Raw genomic sequence first — 21795 nt, 5'->3', positions numbered from 1 at the left:
AAAAAACTGTTCCGTCACCGGCGGAGCGCTAGGCGGCGCCGCCATCGTCCTTGTCGAAGAATCCCTTGGCCTGCATCGCCAGATGCACCTTGTTCTGGAACGTCGAATCGCTGCCGGTCGCGAGCAGCGCCGCGTTATCGGCAATCGCTGCGCACAACGCTTCCACCCACGGGCGTTCGTCCTTGGCGAAATCGGACAGCACGTAGTCGTGCACCAGTTCCTTGACGCCGGGATGGCCGATTCCGAGCCGCACGCGCCGATAATCGTTGCCGATATGCGCGGAGATCGAACGCAGCCCGTTGTGGCCGGCAATGCCGCCACCGACCTTGAGGCGAACCTTGGCGGCCGGCAGTTCGAGCTCGTCCTGGAACACGGTGATCTCGCCCGCCGCGAGCTTGAAGAAATTCGCGGCTTCCTGAACCGCGCGCCCGGACTCGTTCATGAAGGTCGCGGGGCGAAGCAGCACCACCCGCTCGCGGTCGAGCGTGCCTTCCGAACTCTCGCCCTGAAAGCGGCGGCGCCATGGTGCGAAAGCATGACGCCGCGCGATTTCACCGACGGCCAGAAAGCCGATGTTGTGTCGGTTATGCGCGTACTTCGCGCCGGGATTGCCAAGGCCAACAAAGAGTCGCATGACGCGGCATCCCGCGCTAGCGCGCGATCAGCAAAAGTGGTCCCCGGTTTTGCGTCCGATCGCGCGCCAACCTATAAATTGGCGCATGATCTTTCGCCAAACCGCTCACACTTTGGCGGATCATGCGCGTTACTTCTTCTTGTCGCCGCCACCGGCAGGCGCCTTGGCACCAGCCGCAGGCGCCTTGGCCGCGGGCGCCTTCGCGCCACCCGCGGGAGCAGCCCCCGCGGCGGGCGCAGCGGCGGCGGCGCCGGCCGCCGGAGCCGCACCGGGCGCAGCCGCAGCACCGGCAACAGCCGCCGGACCGGCAGCCGCGGCAGCCGCAGCGGCTTTCATTTCCTCGGCGTAGCCAGACGGCGGCACGATGGTCACCAGCGTCACGTCTTCGCGCAACAGCGACTTCACGCCGGCGGGCAATTTGATGTCGGACAGATGCAGCGAATGGCTGATCTCCAGTTCGCTGACATCGGCTTCGACGAATTGCGGAATGTTATCGACCGAGCATTCCAGGTCGATGCTGTGGGTGACGATGTTGACGGTGCCGCCGCGCTTGACGCCGGGTGCGGCTTCCGCGTTCTGGATGTGCAGGGGAACGCTGACGCGGATGGTCGCGCCTTCGCCGAGCCGCATGAAGTCGACATGGATCGGAAAATCGCGCACCGGATCGAGATGGAAGTCGCGCGGAATCACGCGGTGCTTCTTGCCCTCCAGATCGATGTCGTAAATCGTAGTGAGAAACCGGCCGGCCAGGATGCGCTGGCGCAGGTCGGCGTCGTCGACCGAAATGGTCACGGGGGGCTGGTTGTTGCCATAGATCACTCCGGGCACTCTGCCGGCGCGACGCTCTGCCCGTGCGGCCCCCTTGCCGCCTGACGGACGTGCGGTCGCCTTCAATTCCTTGACGGTCGCCATTTGGATTAAGTCCTTGTTTTCTAAAAAGTTAAAGGCCGCATCGCGGCCCGTTTGGTACTCGCAGCAAGCCTCCAGGGGTGCGGGGGCTGCGGACGTGGCGGCGTTCTAGCCCCAAAGGTCGAAAATGACAAGGAAATGTGGGGATTTTTCTCTCGGCCTTGGCCCATGGTCGCCACCGGGCGCGCCCCGCTGAGCCGCCTCCTTGGCAGGACTTTTCCCCCGGGGTTACCGGACAGGCGGGTCAAGCCCGCGTATCACACCGAACGGGACGAAACGCCTTACCCACCCGTCTTCGGGCTGCCGACATCCGGCGCCGGGTGGGAGCCGCCGAGCTTGGCTTCCAGCACGGCGATGCGCGTTTTCAGCGCCTCGTTTTCCTCGCGCGCCAGCCGCGCCATGTCCTTGACGGCCTCGAACTCCTCGCGCTTGACGATATCGAGGTCGCGCAGGATTTTTTCGGCCTGATTGCGGACCACCGTATCGACCTCGCGCTTGACACCCTGGGCGGCGCCGGCGGCGTCATTCATCAGACGCCCGATCTCGTCGAAAAACCGATTATTGGTCTGGGTCATCCTCTAATCTCCGGTCGGCTGCACTGGCTCGGCACCACAAGACAATGGCGATCCGGACCACACTGTGCAAGACGCCATTGTTCCCGCAACGGCCAGGTCGCCTTGTCATGCCCTGGTTTCCTTGCGATCCTGCCGAATGCCGGGCCAGAAACCATAAAATCGAGAAGCGAGACGACGCGCCCCATGATCGACCAGCAGATCGAAATCCCGACCAGGGACGGCCACACCACCACCTTCATCACCCATCCCGAGCGCGGCGGCCCGCATCCCGTCATCCTGTTTTACATGGACGCGCCGGCGATCCGCGAGGAACTGCGCGACATGGCGCGCCGGCTCGGCACGTCGGGCTATTACGTGATGCTGCCGAACCTCTATTACCGATCGGGCGTCATGGAGCTCGGGCCGATCCCGCCAGACCCTGAAGCGCCCGAGCGCAAGCGCATGTTCGGCTTCATGAACTCGATCAACATTCCCCTGATCATGGAGGACACACGCGCTCTGCTGGCTTATGCCGAGGGACAATCGGCCGCCCGCACGGATCGGATCGGCACCGTCGGCTACTGCATGAGCGGGCGATATGCCATCAACGCGGCGACGCATTTTCCGGATCGCGTCAAGGCGGCGGCGTCGATCTACGGAACGCATCTGGCGACCGATCAGCCCGACAGCCCGCATCTGGCCGGGCGAAAGACCAGGGCCGAGCTCTATTTCGGCTGCGCCGAAACCGACGTCTACGCGCCGGCGGAGATTGTCGAGCATGTGAAACAGGGAATGAAAGACCACGCGGCCAAGGCCGAGGTCGAGATCTATCCCGGCACCCATCATGGCTTCGCTTTTCCGAAGCGGCCGGTCTACGATCGCGACGCGGCCGAGCGGCACTGGGAACGGCTGCTTGCGCTCTACCGCCGCAACCTCTCATCGTAAGCAGGCGCAATGCCCTTCCTCACCATCGCCTTTCCGGTGTTCGATCCCATCGCCATCGCCATCGGCCCGATCGCGATTCGCTGGTATGCGCTGGCCTATATCGGCGGCATCGTGCTCGGCTGGCTCTACGCCCGCGCGCTGCTCAAGAACGACAGGCTTTGGGGCGGACCGGCGCCGATCACGCTTGTGCAAATGGACGATTTTATCCTCTGGGTCACGCTCGGGATCATCCTCGGCGGCCGCACCGGCTATGTGCTGTTCTACAACCTGCCGTTCTTTATCCAGCATCCCGCCGAGATCTTCGAACTGTGGAAGGGCGGCATGTCGTTTCACGGCGGCTTTCTCGGTTGCGTCGCCGCGGTGATCCTGTTCTGCCTCAAGAACAACCTGCCGATCCTGTCGCTCGGCGATATCACCACCGCGGTGGGACCGATCGGATTGTTTCTCGGGCGGCTGGCCAATTTCATCAACAGCGAGTTGTGGGGCCGGCCGGCGGACTCCAGCGTGCCCTGGGCGATGGTGTTTCCCAATGGCGGTCCGCTGCCGCGCCACCCCAGCCAGCTTTACGAGGCCACGCTTGAAGGTATCGTGCTGTTTGCGATCCTGTTCGCAATGATCCGGATGGGCGCCTTGAAGCGGCCCGGCCTGATCCTCGGCAGCTTCATCGCCATTTATGGTGTTGCGCGTATTATTGGCGAGTTTTTCAGGGAGCCCGATCCGCAGCTTGGATTCCTGTGGGGCGGGCTGACCATGGGCATGCTGCTCTCGGTGCCGATGATCATTGCAGGAGCAATCATTATTGTGGTGGCATGGCGCCGCAAGACGCTGAGGCAGGCAACGCCACCGCTTCAAGGAATGTCGTGACCGAATACTCGCCGCTCCAGTCCGAGATCAAGAAGCTGATCAAGTCGTCCGGTCCGATGCCGGTGTGGCGCTACATGGAGCTGTGCCTGATGCATCCCAGGCACGGCTATTACCTTTCCCGCGATCCGCTGGGGCGCGAGGGCGATTTCACCACCGCGCCCGAAGTGAGCCAGATGTTCGGCGAATTGCTCGGCCTGTGGGCGGCATCGGTGTGGAAAGCGATCGGTTCGCCGCCGCTGCTGCGGCTGATCGAACTCGGACCCGGCCGCGGCACCATGATGGCGGATGCGCTGCGCGCGCTGCGCGTGCTGCCGCCGCTCTATCAGGCGCTCAGCATCCATCTCGTCGATATCAATCCGGTGCTGCGCGAGAAGCAGAAAGCCGCGCTGTCGGGTGTGCGCAACATCGACTGGCACGACACCATCGACGACGTGCCGGACGGTCCGTCCGTGATCCTCGCCAACGAATATTTTGACGTGCTGCCGATCCACCAGGCGGTGAAGCGCGAGACCGGCTGGCATGAGCGCACCGTCGAGATCGACGGCAACGGCAAGCTGGAATTCGGCACCGCCATGGAGCCGATCCCGCGTTTCGAGGTCCTGCTGCCGCCGCTGGTGCGCGCCGCTCCGGTCGGCGCGGTGTTCGAATGGCGGCCGGACGCCGAGATGATGAAAATCGCGAGCCGGGTCCGCGACCAGGACGGCGCCGCCTTGATCATCGATTACGGTCACCTGCGCAGCGACGCCGGCGATACCTTTCAGGCCATCGCCCGCCACAGCTTCACCGACCCCTTGAAGAATCCCGGACAGGCCGACGTGACGGCCCATGTCGATTTTCAGGCGCTGGTGCGCGCCGCCGAGGACCTCGGCGCGCGGGTCCACGGCCCGGTGCCGCAGGGTGAGTTTCTGAGGCGGCTCGGCATCGAAACCCGGGCGGTGACCCTGATGGCGAAGGCTTCGCATGAGGCTTCGGAAGACATCGCAGGCGCGCTGCAACGGCTGACCGGCGGCGGCCGCGGCGGCATGGGATCGATGTTCAAGGTGCTGGCGGTCTCGGAGCCCAACCTTACCTCGCTGGCGGGGTTTGCCGACGACAAGCCGGACGCCAAGGCCGAAACCACATGAAACTTGAATCCCCGCTGCTGTCGGCCGTTCCCGGCCTGCGTCACGCTTTCTTCAGCCGCGACGGCGGGGTCTCCGGCGGCATTTACGCCAGCCTCAACGGCGGCATCGGCTCCAACGACGACCCGGCCAATGTCGCGGAAAATCGCCGCCGGATGGCGGCGCGGATGGGCGTGACATCCGATCATTTTCTCACTCTGTTCCAGGCTCACTCGCCCGATGTCGTGGTGGCGTCAGCGCCGTGGGACACCGCCTCGCGCCCGCGCGCCGACGCCATCGTCACCCGCGCGGAGGGGCTCGCCATCGGCGTCACCGCGGCCGATTGCGGACCGATCCTGTTTGTCGATCCCAACGCGCGCGTGATTGGCGCGGCGCATGCCGGCTGGAAGGGGGCGCTGACCGGCATCGTCGAATCCACCGTCGATGCCATGGAAAGACTCGGCGCCGATCGCACCGGCATTGTCGCCGCGATCGGCCCGCTGATCCGCCAGCCTTCTTACGAAGTCGGCAACGAATTCGTCGCGCGGTTCGTGGACGCTGATGCGGAGAACGCCCTGTTCTTCCTTCCCGCATCGCGCGAGGGCCACGCGATGTTCGACCTCGCCGGCTTCATCCGGATGCGACTGGAAAATGCCGGGGTATCCGTCATCGACGACACCGGCGTCGATACCTATTCCGATGATCGCTTCTTCAGTTACCGCCGCTCGGTGCATCGCAAGGAGCCGGACTACGGCCGGCACGTCCACGCGATTATGCTGGAAGGCGAATAGTTGTTTCCGATTGACGGCGTCATCTTGGCAGGGGGTAAGAATGCTCAACCAGCACGTTGATACCGATCCGGAAGCGATCCCCGCCGAAATCGACGGCTGGAATTGGGGCGCATTTCTGCTCAACTGGATCTGGGGTGTTGGAAACAACACCTTCATTGCGCTGCTGACGCTGATTCCGTTTGTCGGCCTGGTAATGCCTTTCGTACTGGGCGCCAAGGGAAGCCGCTGGGCATGGCGCAACGGGCGATGGGACAGTGTTGCGCATTTCCGGCGCGTGCAACGCCTGTGGGCGATATGGGGCGTCGTCATCTGGCTCGGCGCGATCGCGCTGTTCGGCACGATATTTGGCGGTGCTTTCTATCTTCTCAGACACTCCGAGGCCTACCAACTCGCAGAATCCCGACTTCAGGCCAACACCCAAGCGGCCGATGCTCTGGGAACCCCGATATCGACCGGCTATCCGATGGGCTCCATTACGACCGGCGGCGCAACGGGACGCGCGATCCTCAGTTTTTCTGTAACCGGCACCAAGGCCGCTGGGCAGATTTACCTGGAGGCGATCAAAAAAGGCGGAGTGTGGTCGCTCACGAAGCTCACGCTCAAAGTCGATGGGCGTGATGGCGTGATTGATCTCATCAATCAAACCAAAGTCGAGATCGGCGGTGGCCGGCACATCGGCCAGGCCGTCTCATTATAAGTCGTTTTCATGGCTTTCCCCGCCCTAGACCTTAACGCATTTTAACGATATCGCTCAGGGCGCGATGAGGGACACGTCAGCAACTTTATTCCGGGCCGCCCGGACCGCGTGGCGCGCTGGTGGTGCCGCGCTGTTGATGGCGATGGCCTGCGGACTCGGCGGCTGCGCCGGTGGCGGCGCGGTCAGCGGCTCGTTTGCCATGGCGAGCGCCCCAAGCAGTCCCACCGTGACCTTCGAATCGATCGACGGCCCGCCGCCGCAGGTGTTCGACCGGATGGTGGGCGTGCTGGACAACGAATCCAAGCTGCGCAATCTCTCGATCGTCTCCCGCGATGGCGCGGCCTCCTACCGGGTGCGCGGCTATCTCGCCGCCGAGGTCAATCGCGGCCGCACCGTGATCGCGTGGGTCTGGGACGTCTATGACCAAAACCAGCAGCGCGCGCTGCGCCTTTCCGGCGAGGAACCGGCCGGCAAGGCCGGGCGCGACCCCTGGGCCTCGGCCGACGATCTCGTGCTGCGGAAGATTGCGCAGGCCGGATTGAGCGGTCTCACCGGCATGATCAATGGAACGGCGCCGGCGGATGCGCCTCAACCCACCGCCGCGCCGGGCAGACGCGGCCCGGCGGTAGCGAGCGCGGATCAGCCCTCGCCCGCCCCGGGCGAATGGCGCGTCAGCTCGCTCGGCTACACCAGCCATTAGCCAATCGCCTGACGAGCGGGCATTTTTGCCAGGGAAAACCAAGGAAAACCGGGCCAATGGGTTGCCAGCCGGGCCACCCCCTTGATATCACCTCGCTCATCGAAACGCGCTATTTCCGTGGGATTGCGATATGCTGAACATTGTATCCAGCAAGGCGCGGGGAGAAGCCTCGATGTCGGCCAAGAACGGCTCCATCAAGCTCGTCGCCGGCAATTCCAATCCTGCGCTGGCGCAGGAAATCGCCAACTGGCTGCATATGCCGCTGACCAAGGCCATCGTCCGCCGCTTCGCGGATATGGAGATTTTCGTCGAAATCCAGGAAAACGTCCGCGGCTCCGATGTCTTTATCATCCAGTCGACGTCGTTTCCGGCCAACGACCATCTGATGGAACTCCTGATCATCACCGATGCGCTGCGCCGGGCCTCGGCGCGCCGCATCACCGCGGTGGTTCCCTATTTCGGCTACGCCCGGCAGGACCGTAAATCGGGCTCGCGCACGCCAATTTCGGCCAAGCTGGTCGCCAACCTGATCACCCGCGCCGGCGTCGACCGCGTCATGACGCTCGACCTGCATGCCGGCCAGATCCAGGGCTTCTTCGATATTCCGACCGATAATCTCTACGCCTCGCCGGTGATGGTGCGCGACATCAAGGAACGCTTCGACCTCGCCAATGTCATGGTGGTGTCGCCCGACGTCGGCGGCGTGGTGCGCGCCCGCGGGCTTGCCAAGCGCATCAACACGCCGCTGGCCATCATCGACAAGCGCCGCGAACGCGCCGGCGAATCCGAGGTCATGAACGTGATCGGCGACGCCGCCGGCTTCACCTGCATCCTGGTCGACGACATCGTCGATTCCGGCGGCACGCTGGTGAACGCCGCCGACGCGCTGCTCGCCAACGGCGCCAAGGACGTCTACGCCTACATCACCCACGGCGTGCTGTCCGGGGGCGCTGCCGCCCGCATCGCCGGTTCGAGGCTGAAGGAACTCGTCATCACCGATTCGATCCAGCCGACCGAAGCGGTGCGCAACTCCGCCAACATCCGCACGCTGTCGATCGCCTCCCTGATCGGGGAAGCCATCGGCCGCACCGCCTCGGAAGAGTCGGTGTCGAGCCTGTTTGACTGATCCCGCCGCTTTTGCGCTGCAGGAAATCCGTCATACCCCGCTACCGTATCTCGCCTTTGCGTTGAGGCCGTCATTGCGAGCGAAGCGAAGCAATCCATGCCGCAACATAAAAAGGGAATGGATTGCTTCGTCGCTTCGCTCCTCGCAATGACGAGAAGACGGCGCTATTAATATTACGCCTTAACTAATAATTAATTATGCGTTTGCGGGCACGAAACGCCCGGCCTAGCGTTCGTTGCAGTGCCCGGCAACCAACGAAGTGGTGCGTACCATGACCTATAGAATGTTTGCGGCGCTCGTCGCGTCTCTCAGTGCGGCGGCGCTTATGCTTGCCGCGAACGAGGCATCCGCCCGGACCGGAACAGCGTCTCGTGGCGGGTTTACTTCGCATTCGATTTCCCACCGGTCGGTGGCGCAATCGCTCCGGCATCACCGGAGAAACAACCTCGGGACCTTCTGGCCGACGGTAGGGGACTTCTACGGCGGGCCGTCGACCGTCGAGCCCCTGGTAGATGCTACGCAGCCAACGTCAGGCGATCTCCAATACACCAACACCTATGCCGTCCCCTGGGATTGGGCGCATCGATTTCCGCCGGTCGCCGTACCTTCGGAACGACCCTATGTGTCGAGCTGCCCTACCGAGGCCGTAACGGTGACCGGGCGTGGCGGCAAGGAGCAAACCGTCAATATCACGCGGTGCTTCTAGAGCCTTTTCCGTTTCGATTGAATCGAAACGGGGCTCTAGATTCTTGATTTGACGCGTTTTCTTGACGCGAACCGGTCTCCACTTCGCTTGAAAACGCTTTATTAGCGGCACCTGAGACGGGATTGGACGTCGGTTGAAATGAGCAAGGCCGTCCCGGTTGACGGCCTCCGTCATTTCAAATTGCGTGTGTTTTTTCAGATGCGCTTCGACGCGTCCCTGAATCTGATTCCCTTCAGTCCAGCGGCGTCATTGAACAAGGTCAGCCGAAATCCACATTCCCTCACCGGGGAGGACTTTTACAGGGAAACGATTCTTTCAGGCTGTAAAGCAGCGCAAGCCCGAGCGGCAAACCGGCTGCATCGCCTTTTCTCTTGCGTGCCCATTTCAATAAAGTGTCGCTCGCTTGCTCAAAAGTCAGGAGCGGGGGCATTCCACCCAGGCAAAATAATCTGTCTTCCACTGACATATTGTAGGCGATGAGGCCGTCTCTTATCCCTTCCAAATAAGACTTGTTGTAATTCAGATCCCGCTCCCCCTTCGGGTGTTGAAATTGCTCGACCGTTAATGCTTGCGCGTTTGCGTCCGAAGCCGGCAATCCGCCCGGCAACATTGTTATTGACGCAATGATCGCGATACCGGGAGATTTAATCATCTCGAAGCTCCTTGGACATGCAATCCATCATGCAGCCGTGGCCGGTGTAGCCCAAGGTTGGCGTCATTGCGAGCCAACGGGTCGCGCGAATGCACGCCCGATGACAGGCTCCGCGAAATAACCCGTGGAAAGTGGAATGCCTGGTCGCTTGCGCGCCCTCGCAATGACGGCGGTTACTTTTCTACGCCCGCCCTGCCCCGCGCTGTCCGCGTCTTCGCTCCACCGTGATCTCCGCCAGGATCGACATCGCGATTTCCTCCGGCGTGATGGCGCCGAGGTCGAGGCCGGCCGGCGCCTTGATGCGGTCGATGGCCTGGGCGTCACAGCCTTCGGCGATCAGCTTGGCGCGCAGCGCCGCCATCTTGCGGCGGCTGCCAACGAAGGCGTGATAGGCGGCATCAAGCGTAACCGCCGCCCGCAGTGCGGCCTCGTCGCCCTTGCCCTGGGTCGAGACCACGACGAAGCGTTTTGCCTGGTTCAGTTTTCCCAATGCAAAACCGTCGATCAGCATGTCGGCGTCGGGCGTCTCCGGCAGGTCGGCCGAAGGTGCCGCGACGGTCACGTGGTAGCCGAGCTGGCGGGCCTGCGCGGCAAGCGACAGCGCCACCGGGCTGCCGCCGAGAATCACCAGCGAGGGATGCGGCAGCACCGGCTCGATGAACACGTCCATGGTGCCCTTGCTCGGGCACATGTTGGTCGCAAAGCGCACGCCGTCGCGGTTTTCGCCGGGCTTGACGCCGAGCTCGGCGAGCAGATTCTCCGGCTGCACCGAGACCATGCGTGGCTCGCCGTCGGCGAGCGCGTCGCGCGCGGCTTTCAGCACCGCGCCGCGGGCGCAGCCGCCGCCGATCCAGCCCGCGGCAATCGTTCCGTCTGGGCGGATGATCGCCTTCGCCCCGGCCTTCGCCGCCGTCACCGACACCGTCCGCACCACGGTGGCGAGCACAAAGGCCTGCTCGGCGGCCTTGAGCCGGGCCACCATATCCATCACTTCGACGTGCCTGGTCATGGGCGGCGCTCCTTCACTCACAACTTCGCCAGATAGGGTTCGAGCTCGGTCAGGCTCCGCAGCGTGTTGGCGGGCGCATAGAGATCGATATGCGGCAACGCCGCCTTGATGCCGGCGGCTTCCGGCGCATAACCCTCCCACGCCATCATCGGATTGAGCCAGACGATGCGGCGGCAGCGTTTTGCCAGCGCCGCCATCTCGCGGCCGAGCAGCCTGGCGTCGCCGGTCTCATAGCCATCGGAGACGATCATCACGCAAGAGCGCGAATGCAACACCCGCGCGGCGTGCCAGCGGTTGAAGGTCTGAAGGCTTTCGCCGATCCTGGTGCCGCCGCCGGCGCCTTGCGCCATGATCGAGAGACGGTCGAGCGCGCGCGCGGGGTCCTTTTCCTTCATCGCGTCGGAGACGTGCGCAAGCCGGGTGTGGAACAAAAACGCTTCGGCTTCGCGGAATTCATCGAGCACGCCGTGGATGAATCGCAGGAACACCCCGGTATACATGCTCATCGAGCCGGAGGCGTCGAGCAGCATCACCAGCCGCAGCGGCTTTTGCTTGCGCTGCCGCCTGACCAGCGTGATCGGCACGCCGCCATGGCTGATATTGCCGTGGATGGTTCGCCTGAGATCGAGCCGGTAGCCGCGCCGCCGCGCCAGATCGCGCCGGGTCAGCCTTGTGCGCATGGTCCTGGCGAGCCGTGCTGCGACTTCATGGGCCTGCTCGATCTGATCGGGGTCGGCCATCTTGCGGAAATCGATCTCCGAGAGATTCTCGGCACGCGAGGCGCCCTCCATGCGGCCTTCGCCGGCGCGATGCTCCGGCGCGCCATTGTCGTCAGATGGAATCTGGTCGGTGGCGGCTGCGCCCGCGGCCGGTTCCGATTTCCTGTCCTGCAAGCTCTTCAGCGAGGGGCTGTTGGCGGCCTTCGCCGAGCCAATGGTCAGCGACCGCGACCGTACGCGCTTGCCCAGCCAGAATGCATCGAACAGCCCATCGAACCTGTCCCAGTCGGTCTTGCGCGCCGAGAACAGATGCTTGAAGGCGACGCGCAGCAGGCCCGGTCTCTCGGCATAGCCCGCCGCCATCAGGGTGGCCGCATCCCGGCCCTCCTGCAGGCCGACGGCAAAGCCGCTGTCGCGCAAGGTCCCGAGAAACGCGGCGAGTTTTGCCGCGACCAGCCGCGACACCTCGTCGATCTCCTCATAGCCGGGATCGGGACCGCAACAACTCATGCCACCTTCCCCAATATCCGTTCCGTGACCTCGCGCGTCAGGCGCGACTTGTCCTCATGGGTCTTGAGCAGGCACATCAGCGTCTCGTGCACCGTCTCGGGCGCCTCGAGCAGGTCGCGCACGCCGATCCCGACCAGCGCGGCGGCCCAGTCCAGCGTTTCCGCCACGCCCGGCACCTTGCGCAGTTCCTCTTTCCGGATGCCTTCGACCATGCGCGCGATCTGCAGCGACAGCGACGCGGTCGCGCCATCGATCCGCGCCATGATGATGCGGGCCTCGCGATCGACGTCGGGATAATCGACGTAGTGATAGAGACAGCGGCGGCGCAGCGCGTCGGACAATTCGCGGGTGCCGTTCGAGGTCAGCACAACATGCGGGATCGTGGTCGCGGAGATCGTGCCGAGTTCGGGGATCGATACCTGAAAGTCGGACAACAGTTCGAGCAGGAACGCCTCGAATTCGTCGTCGGCGCGATCGATTTCGTCGATCAAGAGCACCGGCGGCTTGTCACGCCGGATCGCGGCCAGCAATGGCCGTTCCAGCAGGTATTTTTCGGAAAAAATCTGATCCTCGATCGCGTCGGCGTCCTCGCCGCGATGGGCCTGGATCGAGAGCAGCTGCCGCTGGTAGTTCCATTCATAGAGCGCGGCCGATTGATCGAGCCCCTCATAGCACTGCAGCCGGATCAGCTCGGTCGAATGCACCGCGGCCAGCGCCTTCGCGACCTCGGTCTTGCCGACGCCCGCCTCGCCTTCGAGCAACAGCGGACGCCGCAGCAGCTGCATCAGCGAGATCGCGGTCGCGAGCTCCCCGTCGGCGATATAGCCGCAGTCCGCCAGCGCTTTTGCGATCTCCTCGCGATTGTTCATTGCCAGAGTGTTGTCCTCTTCGCTGCTTCTTCTCCCCTCCTCCCGCGAAGCGGTGGGGAGGGGTCGGGGGTGGGGGGTGGCGCGGCGTTCGCCGAAGCAGCGGTTGCTGCCGATAGACCCCCCACCCCCGACCCCTCCCCGCCACGCGCGATGCGCGTGGCGGGGAGGGGAGTTCACGACCTCATCCCAGGAGGCTGACTTTTTCGTCTTGCGACTAGCGTCATCGTCATTGCGAGGAGCCGACGGGTCGCGCGAATGCGCGCCCGATGACAGGCTCCGCGACGAAGCAATCCATTCTTTCTTTACTTGGCGGCATGGATTGCTTCGCTGCGCTCGCAATGACGGAACGTGCTACGCCGCGAACACTCCCAAACTCTTCGCCGCCTTCCAGTTGCGCCAGTAGTCGTGCGGCATCTGGATGTGGGTACTCCCCAGGAACGAGAAGGCGTCGTTGACGGCGTTGGAGAACGCCGGCACGCCGCCGACATTCGGGCTCTCGCCGACGCCCTTGGCGCCGATCGGGTGATGCGGCGACGGGGTGACGGTAAAGTCGGTCTCCCAATGCGGCGTCTCGACCGCGGTCGGCATGAAGAAATCCATGAACGAGCCGGTGACGACATTGCCCTCGGGATCGTAACGGATTTCCTGGCCCATCGCGATCGCAAACGCCTCGGTCAACCCGCCATGCACCTGGCCTTCGATGATCATCGGGTTGATGCGGGTGCCGCAATCATCCAGCGCATAGAAGCGCCTGATCTTGTAGACGCCGGTATCGACGTCGATGTTCATCACGCAGATATAGGCGCCGAAAGGATAGGTCATGTTGGGCGGATCGTAATAGCTCACCGCTTCCAGGCCCGGCTCCATGCCCGGCGGCACCGAATTATAGGCCGCCCAGCAGATGTCCTTCATCGACATGGTTTTCTCCGGCAAGCCCTTGACGCGAAAACCGTCGATATCCCATTCGAGGTCGTCCTCGTGCACCTCGAGCTTGTAGGCGGCGATCATCTGCGCCTTGGCCTTGATCTTGCGCGAAGCCATGGCGATCGCGGCCCCCGCCACCGGGGTCGAGCGCGAGCCATAGGTGCCGAGCCCGTAGGGCGCGGTGTCGGTATTGCCCTCCTCGACCATGATGTTGTCGGCAGGAATCCCGATCTCGGTGGCGATGATCTGCGCCCAGGTGGTCTCGTGGCCCTGGCCGGTGCTTTTGGTGCCGACCCGGGCAATGCCGGCGCCGGTCGGATGCAGGCGGATTTCGCAGGAATCGAACATCGCTATCCCAAGGATGTCGCAATTCTTCGACGGCCCGGCGCCGACGATCTCGGTGAAGAACGACACGCCGAGGCCCATGATCTCGCGGGTCTCGCCGCGCTTGAACGCTGCGCGCTGCGCCGCCTGCTCCTTGCGCAGGCCGGCGTAGTCAACCGTCTCCATCATCTTCTTCATGGCGGTGTGATAGTCGCCGGAATCATATTCCCAGCCCAACGCCGAGTGATACGGGAACTGCTCCTTTCGGATGAAGTTCTTCAGCCGCAGCTCGGCCGGATCCATGCCCAATTTCTGGGCCAGGATGTCCATCCCGCGCTCGATGCAGTAAGCGGCTTCGGTGACACGGAACGAACAGCGATAGGCGACACCGCCCGGCGCCTTGTTGGTGTAGATGCCGTCGACCGACAGATGCGCGGTCGGAAAGTCGTAAGATCCGGTGACGATGTTGAAGAAGCCGGCCGGCCATTTCGACGGATCGGCGCAGGCGTCGAACGCGCCGTGATCGGCGAGCACATGGACGCGCAAACCCGTGACCTTGCCATCTTTGGTCGCGGCGATCTCGGTGGTCATGTGGTAATCGCGCGCAAACGAAGTGGCCGTGAGGTTCTCGATGCGGTCCTCGACCCATTTCACCGGTTTGCCGGTGACGATCGAAGCGACGGCGGCGCAAATGTAACCGGGATAGGCGCCGACCTTGTTGCCGAAGCCGCCGCCGACGTCGGGCGAGATCACGTGGATCTTCTGTTCCGGGATTTTGGCGATCAGCGCCACCACGGTGCGGATCACATGCGGCGCCTGGAAGGTGCCCCAGATCGAGAGCTCGCCCCTGATCTTGTCGAACGAGCAGACGCACTGGCAGGTCTCCAGCGGCGAGGGATGGGTGCGGTGATAGGAGATCATCTCCTTGATCGTGACATCGGCCTTGCGGAAGGCGGCATCGGTGAGATCCTTGTCGCCGACCGTCCACTCGAAGATGTGGTTGTGATGCTTGCGCGGCCCATGCGCGCCCGAGGTCTTGCCGGCGAGATCCTCGCGCAGCACCGGCGCATCCTTGTCCATTGCCTTGAACGGATCGATCACGACCGGCAGCGGCTCGTATTCGACGACGACCTTGTTGATGCCGTCATCGGCGGCATAGCGGTCGGTGGCGACCACGAAGGCGACCTCCTGGTTCTGGAACAGCACCTTGCCGTCGGCCAGCACCATCTGCACGTCGCCGGCGAGCGTCGGCATCCAGGCGAGGTTGACGGTCTTCAGCGTCTCGGCGGTGATCACCGCCAGCACGCCCGGCACCTTCAGCGCTTCCTCGGAATTGATCGATTTCACCCGCGCATGGGCATGCGGCGACCTGACGAAATCGCCGTGCAGCATGCCCGGCAGCTTCAGATCGTCGACATAATTGCCCTTGCCCTGGGTGAAGCGCGCGTCCTCGACCCGCTTGCGCTTGCAGCCCATGCCTTCGAGGGCGGCGGTGCGTTGTTCCCGCGTGGGAGTAAGGTCGTTCATTCCGCGGCCTCCTTGAATTCGACGCCATTGATCTTGTCGGCGGCGTACTGGATCGCCTTGACGATGTTCTGGTAGCCGGTGCAGCGGCAGATGTTGCCCGAAATCCCCATCCGGATTTCCTCCTCCGATGGCCTCGGGTTCTCCTGCAGCAGCCGCTGCGCGCGCAGGATCATGCCGGGCGTGCAGAAGCCGCATTGCAGCCCGTGCATCATCCGAAAACCCTCCTGAAGCGCCGACAGCGAGCCGTCGGCGTTGGCGACGCCCTCGATGGTGGTGATCTCGGATCCCTCCGCCTGCACCGCGAAAACCGTGCAGCTCTTGACCGACATGCCGTCGAGATCGACAGTGCAGGCGCCGCAATGGGTGGTCTCGCAGCCGATATGGGTGCCGGTGAGCAAGAGGTTCTCGCGGATGAAATGCACCAGCAGCGTGCGCGGTTCGACGAGGCCCTCGACCTCGGCGCCGTTCACCTTCATGGTCACATGGGTTTTTGCCATTCTTGATCCCTCCCCTTATTTCGCGCGTGAAGCGGCGCGTTGCAGCGCCCGCGTCACCATGATGCCACCGACATGCTTGCGGTATTCGACCGGCCCGCGGGCGTCCGCCGCCGGCGACATGATCGCCTCGGCCGCCGCCGCGGCCTTCTTCAGCGTGGCCGCATCGAGGCTGGTTCCGATCACCGCCTTTGCCGCATCGGTTGCGAGCAGCGGCGTTTCGTGCAGGTTGGTCAGACCGATCGCGCAGGAAACCACCTTGCCGCCCGCCATCGTGAGCACGACGGCGGCGGCGGCGGTGGCATAGTCGCCGATCTTGCGCTTGAGCTTCTCGTAGGCGTAGCCGTGGCCGGCGGCGGGCAAGGCAACCGAGATCGCGGTGAGGATTTCGCCGGGCTCGAGCGCGGTGAAATAGGCGCCCTGGTAGAATTCGGTGGCCGCGATGTCGCGTCCGCCGCCCGGCCCTTCGAGCCGGTAGTGGGCGCCGAGCGTCATCATCAGCGCCGGCATGTCGTTGCCGGGATCGCCATTGGCGACATTGCCGCCGATGGTTCCCATGTAGCGCACCTGCGGGTCGGCGATCAGAAGCGCGGCCTCCTGCAGGATCGGCAGCGATTTGGCGATGTCATCCGACGCCAGCAGCTCGGCTTGCGTGGTCATGGCGCCGATCACGATCCTGTTGCCGTCGCGGCGGATGCCCTTCAACCCGTCGATGCCATGCAGATCGACCAGGTGCTCCGGCGTGGCGAGCCGCAGCTTCATCATCGGGACCAGACTATGGCCGCCGGCAAGCGGGCGGGCTTCGTCGCCCAGTGTCGAGAGCAGCTTGACCGCGTCGGCCACGGTCGCAGGCCGGTGATAGCTGAACGGGCCAGGAATCATCGTCTCCTCCATTCGTCTTTGTGTTTTTGAAAACAGACGTTGGGCAGAGGCTCTTCCCGGAATTTCTCACAGACAAGGCGAAGGCGGCAGCTTCGTCACAAGCAGGGGAAATTCGCACGAAGTGCGGGTCGGCACGCACGAAATGCGTCAGGCTGTGCGACCTAATGAGCTCTCCCTCTCCCCGCCCTTCGCGGGGCGAGGGTTGGGGTGAGGGGCTGTCTCCAAGAGCGCAACGAGAGGAGAGTCGCCCTCACCCGGATCGCAAGGGCGAGCCGACCTCTCTCTGCAAGCGGGGAGAGATGAACTATGAAATTCAAGCGTGATGGTTGCGCCGGGCGAGACCCAAGCGGGCCTTGACCTCGGCGATCTTGGCGCGGCTCACGGGAACGCGATGCGGCGACGGGCCGTCGAGCTCGATCACCGCGCCGTCCCCCTCCTTGCGCACCAAAGTGACATGCGGGATCGCCACGATATGGCTGCGGTGCACCCGCACGAACAGACCGGGATCGAGCTGGGCTTCGGCCTCCGAGATCGACCACGGGCACATCCGCTCGCGGGTGCCGTCATGTACCCTGGTATAATGAGCGTCGGCGCGGACGCTGCGCACATCGGCGGTATCGATAAAATGTGTGCCGTCGGCGCCCTCGATCGGAAGACGGACGACCGGCGCTGCGCGGGGCGGCTGGCCGAGGCCGCCGAGCGGCGCCGAGGTCAGGCGCGGGAAGCTGGCGGCGGCTCCCGCATCAGGGGACGCCACGGCGAGGGTGGCTTCCGCGGCTGGATCGGGCGCGACGGCCGCTGCCGCGGTCATTTGCCGGCGCGGATCCGGCACCAGCGACAGCAGGAAGCCGGCCGCGATCACGAAACACAGCACGGCCACCACCACCGAGAGGATTTGCGGCGACGCGGCCAGTCCCCCGGCCAGGTGTTGATGGGCGGCGTCCGAGCGCGGGACGAAATGCATGCCGTGCATCGCGGTGTAATGCATGCCGGATACCGCGATGCCGAAGGCGATTGCGCTTAAAGTCAGGCGGATGCCGTCCTGGCGGGCGAGAAAGGTGCGGAGCCCGCCATAGGCCGCGGCGATCGCGATCCCAACCGACAGCACGACCATCGCAGTGTCGTGCTCAATGGCGAAATTGCCGGCCAACCCATGAATGCCTACATAATGCATGCTCACGATCCCGGCCCCGAGCAGCACGGCCGAGGCGATCACGCGCCGCTGCGACGGCTCGCCGATGCTCAGGAAGAACAGGGAAACGCCGACCACCAGTGCGCAGATCAGGAACGAGACGATGGTGGGAAGCACGAGATAGCTGGCATCGGCGGGGATCGGCGCCGCCAGCATGCCGACGAAGTGCATGGTCCAGATGCCGATGGCGAGGAAGCCGGCCGCGCCCGACAGCAGCACGCGACGGCTCACGCCCGGCGTCCCGCGGATGCGCGCCGCGAGGCCGAAACCGGTGTAGCCTCCCAGGATCGCGATCACCACCGAGAGCGCGACGAGATAGGGATCGTGTCCTTCGAACATGATCTTCTCGGCCGCCCGTCTCCACGGGCGTGCCTCCTCCCAGGCAAAGTCTATAGGCGGCAATGGAAATGACAATGAGGTGCGAGAGAATCCGAGCGTTCTCGCTGCTAGGCCGCCCGGATCGATCCGAGGAAACCGTCGACCTCGATCTTGAGCTTTTCAGACTGCGATGACAATCCGCTCGATGCCTCCAGCAATTTGGATGCGGCGAGCCCCGTCTGGTTTGCCGCCTGTGTGACGCCGTGGATGTTCTCTTTCACGTCGCCGGTGCCGATGGCGGCCTGCTGAACGCTACCGGCAATCTCGCGCGTCGCCCCATTTTGCTGGTCGACGGCACTCGCGATCGCGCCGGAAATCTCGTTGATCTCCGCGATGGTGCCGACGAAGGCCTGGATCGCGGTCACAGCCTCTCCGGTCGCGGTCTGGATGTCCTGGATTTGCGCGGAAATTTCTTCTGTCGCCTTCGCCGTCTGATTGGCCAGCGCCTTCACTTCGCTCGCAACCACGGCAAATCCCCGGCCGTGCTCGCCCGCGCGCGCGGCCTCGATCGTGGCGTTCAGCGCGAGCAGGTTGGTCTGGCTGGCGATGCTCTGGATCAGAGTCACCACTTCGCCGATCTTCTGCGTGCCGGATGCAAGGCCATCGACAACGACATTGGTGCGTCGCGCTTCATCGGCGGCTTTTTCCGCGATTTCCGCCGAGCGGGTTACCTGTTTGCCGATCTCGCCAATCGAAGCCGTCAGTTCCTCCGTGGCCGATGCGACGGTTCCGACGCTGCCCGAAGCCTGTGTCGACGCCGTCGCGGCCGCGGCGGCTTTCCGCGCCGTTTCCTCGCTGCTGCTGCTCATGGTTGCGGAGATGGCCTGCATCTCACCCGCCGCGACCGCAACGGCCCGGACGATATGACCGACTTTTTGCTCGAACTCGGACGCCAGATTGCGCCGCGCCGCGTCGCGCTCCTGCTTGGCCAGGCGATCGGCTTCGACCCGGGAGGCCTGGGCGCGGGCTTCGGCGGCGTGCGCAGTCTCCAACTCGGCGGTTTTCTGCGCCATGGCTTCGAACAGCTGCGATAGCTTGTGCGCGAGCCAGACCAATACGGCGGCTTCCATCACCAGAATGACGGCGTGGAGAACGACGCGCCCGAGATCGGCGCCGCCTGGAAAGATCGCCGCCGGGAGCAGAAAATTCAGGATGAGGTGGTGTAGTGCAACCGCGACGGTGCCGATCACGATCGGCCGATAGTCGCAATAGGCGACCAATAGCGCCAGCGCCGCGAAGAAATACATGTGCACGTCGATCTGCCAGGGGTGCCCCGACAGCTCGAACGCCAACACCGAGACGCCGCCCATCAGCGCGACGGCAAATGTCAGGCGGGTCGACAGCCCATTGCCTGCCATGCGCCATGATACCGTCGCGGCGGCGGCAAACACCGCCATGAAAGCCGCCGGCAGCAGCCATTCGGAACCGCGCACCATTCCGATCGCCAAGGCGATCGGAATGTGTAGCCAGAGCAGCGCGATCAGCGCCTTGCTGGTGGTTTCGCGCAGCGCTTCGAGGTCCTTGCTCTCGACGATCATGTTCAAGTTCCCTTGAGCCTATTTGGTGAGGCAGGCGGCGATCGCCCGCGGGTCGATGGTGAGCCAGACGCCTGACTCGCGCAGCCTCGTTAATCCGTCATGGCTGTCGGGCTGGACCACGAGAATCGAGGGAATGGCGGTGATCCTGACGATGGCGGCATTGGCGGAAACGGCTGCGGCGAAAATTTCCTGGGTGCTCCACCAGGGCGGGAAGGCGACGGCCACAATCTCGGCGCCGGGCGGGGCCCGCAACGACAGTGCCGCTATCGCAAAAAAACTCACGATCAGCAGACCGATGGCATTGAACCATGCTGGCCAACGGGACGGCGTGACCTCTTGAATCCGCTCCATCCGATAAATGCATACGCGAATAAAGCTAATTCCCGGTAAATACCCCGGCTTCCTGCAGGTATCGACGCACTGCGCGCAATCGCGGAGCCATTCCAAAGCCGGCGACCGAGATGACGATCGAGCGGTACCTAGCCCTCACACGATCCCCGCCGCGACCTGTCCGCGCAGCCGCTCGAGGCTGAGCAGGGTATTGGCGCAGGCCTCGGCGACCTCGATGCCCTTGGCCGCGAAATGCTTGCGGAAGAAATCGAAATGCGCCGCGGTCTCGTTGAACTGCTGCGGTGTCACCACCGCCGAGAACACCGGCACCTCGGTGCGCAGCTGCACCTCCATCAGCGCCTTGATCACGGTTTCGGCGATATATTCGTCGTCGATCACGAGCCCGGCCGCCACGATCGCGCTATAGCGCCTGGTCTTGGCGAGCAGCTGCACGTGCAGCGGGATTTCGAACGAGCCCGGCACCTCGAACACGTCGATCTGCGCGCGCGCGATGTGGCGCGCCTCGATCTCGGCGAGGAAAGCATCGCGGCATTCGGCCACCACGTCGCGATGCCAGGCGGACTGCACGAAGGCGACCCGCTGCGGTTTTGCGAAACGCGGATACGCCGGCGGCCCTTCGACGGTTTCGGGTGATTGTTCTGCCTCGGCAGGCTCTTGCGACATCGGTTTCATGACCCTCGCGGCGGGCCGCCGCGCTGCGGGCGGCCCCCAGAGGGAACTATGCCGAACGGCCGCGGCCACAGCAAGGCGCTCGCCAATCCGGAACCGGCCTGTCTGCCGGGCGCAAAAGCCGGACGCCGCAGCACGAATCGGATGCGGGATTCGGCGCCAAAAAAATTAACGATTTGGGCGCGATTCGAATCCGATTCCGGTTTGTTCTCATCCAAAAGTTAACGGCCGCGAAGAGCTGTGGACGATTTGAGCTTTGCCTGTGGATGGACTCCCGGTGCCGTTGCGCGGATTCCGCAAATCACATCACTTCGTCCCGGCAGGCCCTGATCCCAATGCGAGTTGGACCATCGGGGAATTGCAGTCGGCGGCGACGCGCAAGCGCATGTCGGCCCGCCGCGTGCGTATCACATTCGTATCCGAATTTTTGTAAAGGCAAGGTCGAGACGGCATGTCCCTCCTCGAAGGCATCATCGATTCCCGGAACAATCCGCTCGCGGTGGTCGAGGATATCGCCGCCGATAACAACTGGTCGTTCGAACGCTCCGGCGAGGACGAGGTCACCATCGTCTCCAAGGGCGACTGGACCGACTACCAGTTGTCCTTCACCTGGATGAGCGAGATTGAGGCGCTGCATCTGGCCTGCGCCTTCGACATGAAGATTCCTTTAGCCCGCCGCGCCGAGGTGCAGCGGCTGATCGCGGCCATCAACGAGCAATTATGGGTCGGGC

General features: G+C 63.9%; 22 protein-coding genes. 8 read left to right on the top strand and 14 right to left on the bottom strand.

The window, feature by feature from the left end; genetic code table 11:
• Window positions 1–28 precede the first annotated feature (28 nt).
• The 3 genes from pth to E8A46_RS20385 all read right to left on the bottom strand — a co-directional run bounded on the left by pth (window position 29) and on the right by E8A46_RS20385 (window position 2118).
• Window positions 29–634, bottom strand: a complete 606-nt coding sequence (gene pth / locus E8A46_RS20395) for an aminoacyl-tRNA hydrolase (protein ID WP_291565097.1) — start codon at window positions 632–634, stop codon at window positions 29–31.
• 129 nt (window positions 635–763) lie between these two features.
• Window positions 764–1546 carry a 50S ribosomal protein L25/general stress protein Ctc gene (locus E8A46_RS20390; protein ID WP_291565095.1) on the bottom strand — a complete coding sequence of 261 codons (783 nt, stop codon included), beginning with the start codon at window positions 1544–1546 and terminating at the stop codon, window positions 764–766.
• A gap of 278 nt (window positions 1547–1824) precedes the next feature.
• Window positions 1825–2118, bottom strand: a complete 294-nt coding sequence (locus E8A46_RS20385; RefSeq protein ID WP_291565093.1) for an accessory factor UbiK family protein — start codon at window positions 2116–2118, stop codon at window positions 1825–1827.
• A 183-nt stretch (window positions 2119–2301) separates the two neighbouring features.
• Here E8A46_RS20385 and E8A46_RS20380 point away from each other — a divergent pair, with 183 nt between their 5' ends.
• From E8A46_RS20380 to E8A46_RS20350, 7 genes are all read left to right on the top strand, one after another.
• Window positions 2302–3042: a dienelactone hydrolase family protein gene (locus E8A46_RS20380; RefSeq protein WP_291565092.1), complete on the top strand. Its 741-nt coding sequence runs from the start codon at window positions 2302–2304 to the stop codon at window positions 3040–3042.
• A 9-nt stretch (window positions 3043–3051) separates the two neighbouring features.
• Window positions 3052–3906 (top strand): prolipoprotein diacylglyceryl transferase, encoded by an 855-nt coding sequence (gene lgt, locus E8A46_RS20375; protein WP_291565089.1) that lies wholly within the window; start codon window positions 3052–3054, stop codon window positions 3904–3906.
• Window positions 3903–5030: an SAM-dependent methyltransferase gene (locus E8A46_RS20370; protein ID WP_291565086.1), complete on the top strand. Its 1128-nt coding sequence runs from the start codon at window positions 3903–3905 to the stop codon at window positions 5028–5030. Before lgt ends, E8A46_RS20370 begins: the two co-directional genes overlap by 4 nt.
• Window positions 5027–5797: a peptidoglycan editing factor PgeF gene (gene pgeF, locus E8A46_RS20365; protein ID WP_291565083.1), complete on the top strand. Its 771-nt coding sequence runs from the start codon at window positions 5027–5029 to the stop codon at window positions 5795–5797. The genes E8A46_RS20370 and pgeF overlap by 4 nt, the downstream gene beginning before the upstream one ends.
• A gap of 40 nt (window positions 5798–5837) precedes the next feature.
• On the top strand, window positions 5838–6494 hold the full coding sequence (locus E8A46_RS20360) for a cytochrome c oxidase assembly factor Coa1 family protein (protein ID WP_291565081.1): 657 nt from the start codon (window positions 5838–5840) through the stop codon (window positions 6492–6494).
• Between the two features lie 64 nt (window positions 6495–6558).
• Entirely contained in the window at window positions 6559–7194 is a 636-nt protein-coding gene (locus tag E8A46_RS20355) for a hypothetical protein (protein ID WP_291565077.1), read from the top strand.
• A 172-nt stretch (window positions 7195–7366) separates the two neighbouring features.
• A complete protein-coding gene (locus E8A46_RS20350; protein ID WP_291565122.1) occupies window positions 7367–8320 on the top strand; it encodes a ribose-phosphate pyrophosphokinase in 954 nt (317 codons plus the stop codon).
• A 986-nt stretch (window positions 8321–9306) separates the two neighbouring features.
• On the opposite strand, the gene E8A46_RS20340 is transcribed toward E8A46_RS20350, so the two are convergent.
• The 11 genes from E8A46_RS20340 to E8A46_RS20290 form a co-directional block, all read right to left on the bottom strand.
• The gene (locus E8A46_RS20340; RefSeq protein ID WP_291565071.1) at window positions 9307–9678 is read right to left on the bottom strand and encodes a Rap1a/Tai family immunity protein; all 372 of its coding nucleotides are present in this window, start codon (window positions 9676–9678) and stop codon (window positions 9307–9309) included.
• A gap of 181 nt (window positions 9679–9859) precedes the next feature.
• A complete protein-coding gene (locus E8A46_RS20335) occupies window positions 9860–10687 on the bottom strand; it encodes an XdhC/CoxI family protein (protein WP_291565068.1) in 828 nt (275 codons plus the stop codon).
• A 17-nt stretch (window positions 10688–10704) separates the two neighbouring features.
• A complete protein-coding gene (locus E8A46_RS20330) occupies window positions 10705–11916 on the bottom strand; it encodes a VWA domain-containing protein (protein ID WP_291565065.1) in 1212 nt (403 codons plus the stop codon).
• Window positions 11913–12785 carry a MoxR family ATPase gene (locus E8A46_RS20325; RefSeq protein WP_291565062.1) on the bottom strand — a complete coding sequence of 291 codons (873 nt, stop codon included), beginning with the start codon at window positions 12783–12785 and terminating at the stop codon, window positions 11913–11915. The genes E8A46_RS20330 and E8A46_RS20325 overlap by 4 nt, the downstream gene beginning before the upstream one ends.
• A gap of 351 nt (window positions 12786–13136) precedes the next feature.
• Window positions 13137–15560 carry an aerobic carbon-monoxide dehydrogenase large subunit gene (locus E8A46_RS20320; RefSeq protein WP_291565057.1) on the bottom strand — a complete coding sequence of 808 codons (2424 nt, stop codon included), beginning with the start codon at window positions 15558–15560 and terminating at the stop codon, window positions 13137–13139.
• Window positions 15557–16057, bottom strand: coding sequence for a (2Fe-2S)-binding protein (locus tag E8A46_RS20315; protein WP_291565054.1), 501 nt, complete (start codon window positions 16055–16057; stop codon window positions 15557–15559). Before E8A46_RS20315 ends, E8A46_RS20320 begins: the two co-directional genes overlap by 4 nt.
• A 15-nt stretch (window positions 16058–16072) precedes the next feature.
• Window positions 16073–16936 carry a xanthine dehydrogenase family protein subunit M gene (locus E8A46_RS20310; RefSeq protein WP_291565051.1) on the bottom strand — a complete coding sequence of 288 codons (864 nt, stop codon included), beginning with the start codon at window positions 16934–16936 and terminating at the stop codon, window positions 16073–16075.
• A gap of 313 nt (window positions 16937–17249) precedes the next feature.
• Window positions 17250–18467: an MHYT domain-containing protein gene (locus E8A46_RS20305; protein WP_291565048.1), complete on the bottom strand. Its 1218-nt coding sequence runs from the start codon at window positions 18465–18467 to the stop codon at window positions 17250–17252.
• A 107-nt stretch (window positions 18468–18574) separates the two neighbouring features.
• Window positions 18575–20044, bottom strand: coding sequence for a methyl-accepting chemotaxis protein (locus E8A46_RS20300; protein WP_291565045.1), 1470 nt, complete (start codon window positions 20042–20044; stop codon window positions 18575–18577).
• An 18-nt stretch (window positions 20045–20062) separates the two neighbouring features.
• Window positions 20063–20395, bottom strand: coding sequence for a hypothetical protein (locus tag E8A46_RS20295; protein WP_291565042.1), 333 nt, complete (start codon window positions 20393–20395; stop codon window positions 20063–20065).
• Window positions 20396–20530: 135 nt separating this feature from the next.
• Window positions 20531–21058 (bottom strand): 6,7-dimethyl-8-ribityllumazine synthase, encoded by a 528-nt coding sequence (locus E8A46_RS20290; RefSeq protein WP_291565120.1) that lies wholly within the window; start codon window positions 21056–21058, stop codon window positions 20531–20533.
• Between the two features lie 457 nt (window positions 21059–21515).
• Here E8A46_RS20290 and E8A46_RS20285 point away from each other — a divergent pair.
• The coding region (locus E8A46_RS20285; RefSeq protein ID WP_291565040.1) for a YbjN domain-containing protein at window positions 21516–21795 on the top strand (280 nt) is incomplete at its 3' end.

Source organism: Bradyrhizobium sp. (assembly GCF_004799445.1).
GTDB lineage: Bacteria > Pseudomonadota > Alphaproteobacteria > Rhizobiales > Xanthobacteraceae > Bradyrhizobium.
Note: the sequence above shows the minus strand (reverse complement) of the source record. Positions and strands in the feature narration are given on the sequence as shown.

Coding starts and splice junctions, on each gene's coding strand:
- E8A46_RS20325 (WP_291565062.1), bottom strand. CDS start 12,785: ATGAACAATCGCGAGGAGATCGCAAAAGCGCTGGCGGACTGCGGCTAT.
- E8A46_RS20295 (WP_291565042.1), bottom strand. CDS start 20,395: ATGGAGCGGATTCAAGAGGTCACGCCGTCCCGTTGGCCAGCATGGTTC.
- E8A46_RS20380 (WP_291565092.1), top strand. CDS start 2,302: ATGATCGACCAGCAGATCGAAATCCCGACCAGGGACGGCCACACCACC.
- E8A46_RS20290 (WP_291565120.1), bottom strand. CDS start 21,058: ATGTCGCAAGAGCCTGCCGAGGCAGAACAATCACCCGAAACCGTCGAA.
- E8A46_RS20385 (WP_291565093.1), bottom strand. CDS start 2,118: ATGACCCAGACCAATAATCGGTTTTTCGACGAGATCGGGCGTCTGATG.
- pgeF (WP_291565083.1), top strand. CDS start 5,027: ATGAAACTTGAATCCCCGCTGCTGTCGGCCGTTCCCGGCCTGCGTCAC.
- E8A46_RS20355 (WP_291565077.1), top strand. CDS start 6,559: ATGAGGGACACGTCAGCAACTTTATTCCGGGCCGCCCGGACCGCGTGG.
- pth (WP_291565097.1), bottom strand. CDS start 634: ATGCGACTCTTTGTTGGCCTTGGCAATCCCGGCGCGAAGTACGCGCAT.
- E8A46_RS20320 (WP_291565057.1), bottom strand. CDS start 15,560: ATGAACGACCTTACTCCCACGCGGGAACAACGCACCGCCGCCCTCGAA.
- E8A46_RS20340 (WP_291565071.1), bottom strand. CDS start 9,678: ATGATTAAATCTCCCGGTATCGCGATCATTGCGTCAATAACAATGTTG.
- lgt (WP_291565089.1), top strand. CDS start 3,052: ATGCCCTTCCTCACCATCGCCTTTCCGGTGTTCGATCCCATCGCCATC.
- E8A46_RS20315 (WP_291565054.1), bottom strand. CDS start 16,057: ATGGCAAAAACCCATGTGACCATGAAGGTGAACGGCGCCGAGGTCGAG.
- E8A46_RS20350 (WP_291565122.1), top strand. CDS start 7,367: ATGTCGGCCAAGAACGGCTCCATCAAGCTCGTCGCCGGCAATTCCAAT.
- E8A46_RS20390 (WP_291565095.1), bottom strand. CDS start 1,546: ATGGCGACCGTCAAGGAATTGAAGGCGACCGCACGTCCGTCAGGCGGC.
- E8A46_RS20335 (WP_291565068.1), bottom strand. CDS start 10,687: ATGACCAGGCACGTCGAAGTGATGGATATGGTGGCCCGGCTCAAGGCC.
- E8A46_RS20305 (WP_291565048.1), bottom strand. CDS start 18,467: ATGTTCGAAGGACACGATCCCTATCTCGTCGCGCTCTCGGTGGTGATC.
- E8A46_RS20330 (WP_291565065.1), bottom strand. CDS start 11,916: ATGAGTTGTTGCGGTCCCGATCCCGGCTATGAGGAGATCGACGAGGTG.
- E8A46_RS20300 (WP_291565045.1), bottom strand. CDS start 20,044: ATGATCGTCGAGAGCAAGGACCTCGAAGCGCTGCGCGAAACCACCAGC.
- E8A46_RS20310 (WP_291565051.1), bottom strand. CDS start 16,936: ATGATTCCTGGCCCGTTCAGCTATCACCGGCCTGCGACCGTGGCCGAC.
- E8A46_RS20360 (WP_291565081.1), top strand. CDS start 5,838: ATGCTCAACCAGCACGTTGATACCGATCCGGAAGCGATCCCCGCCGAA.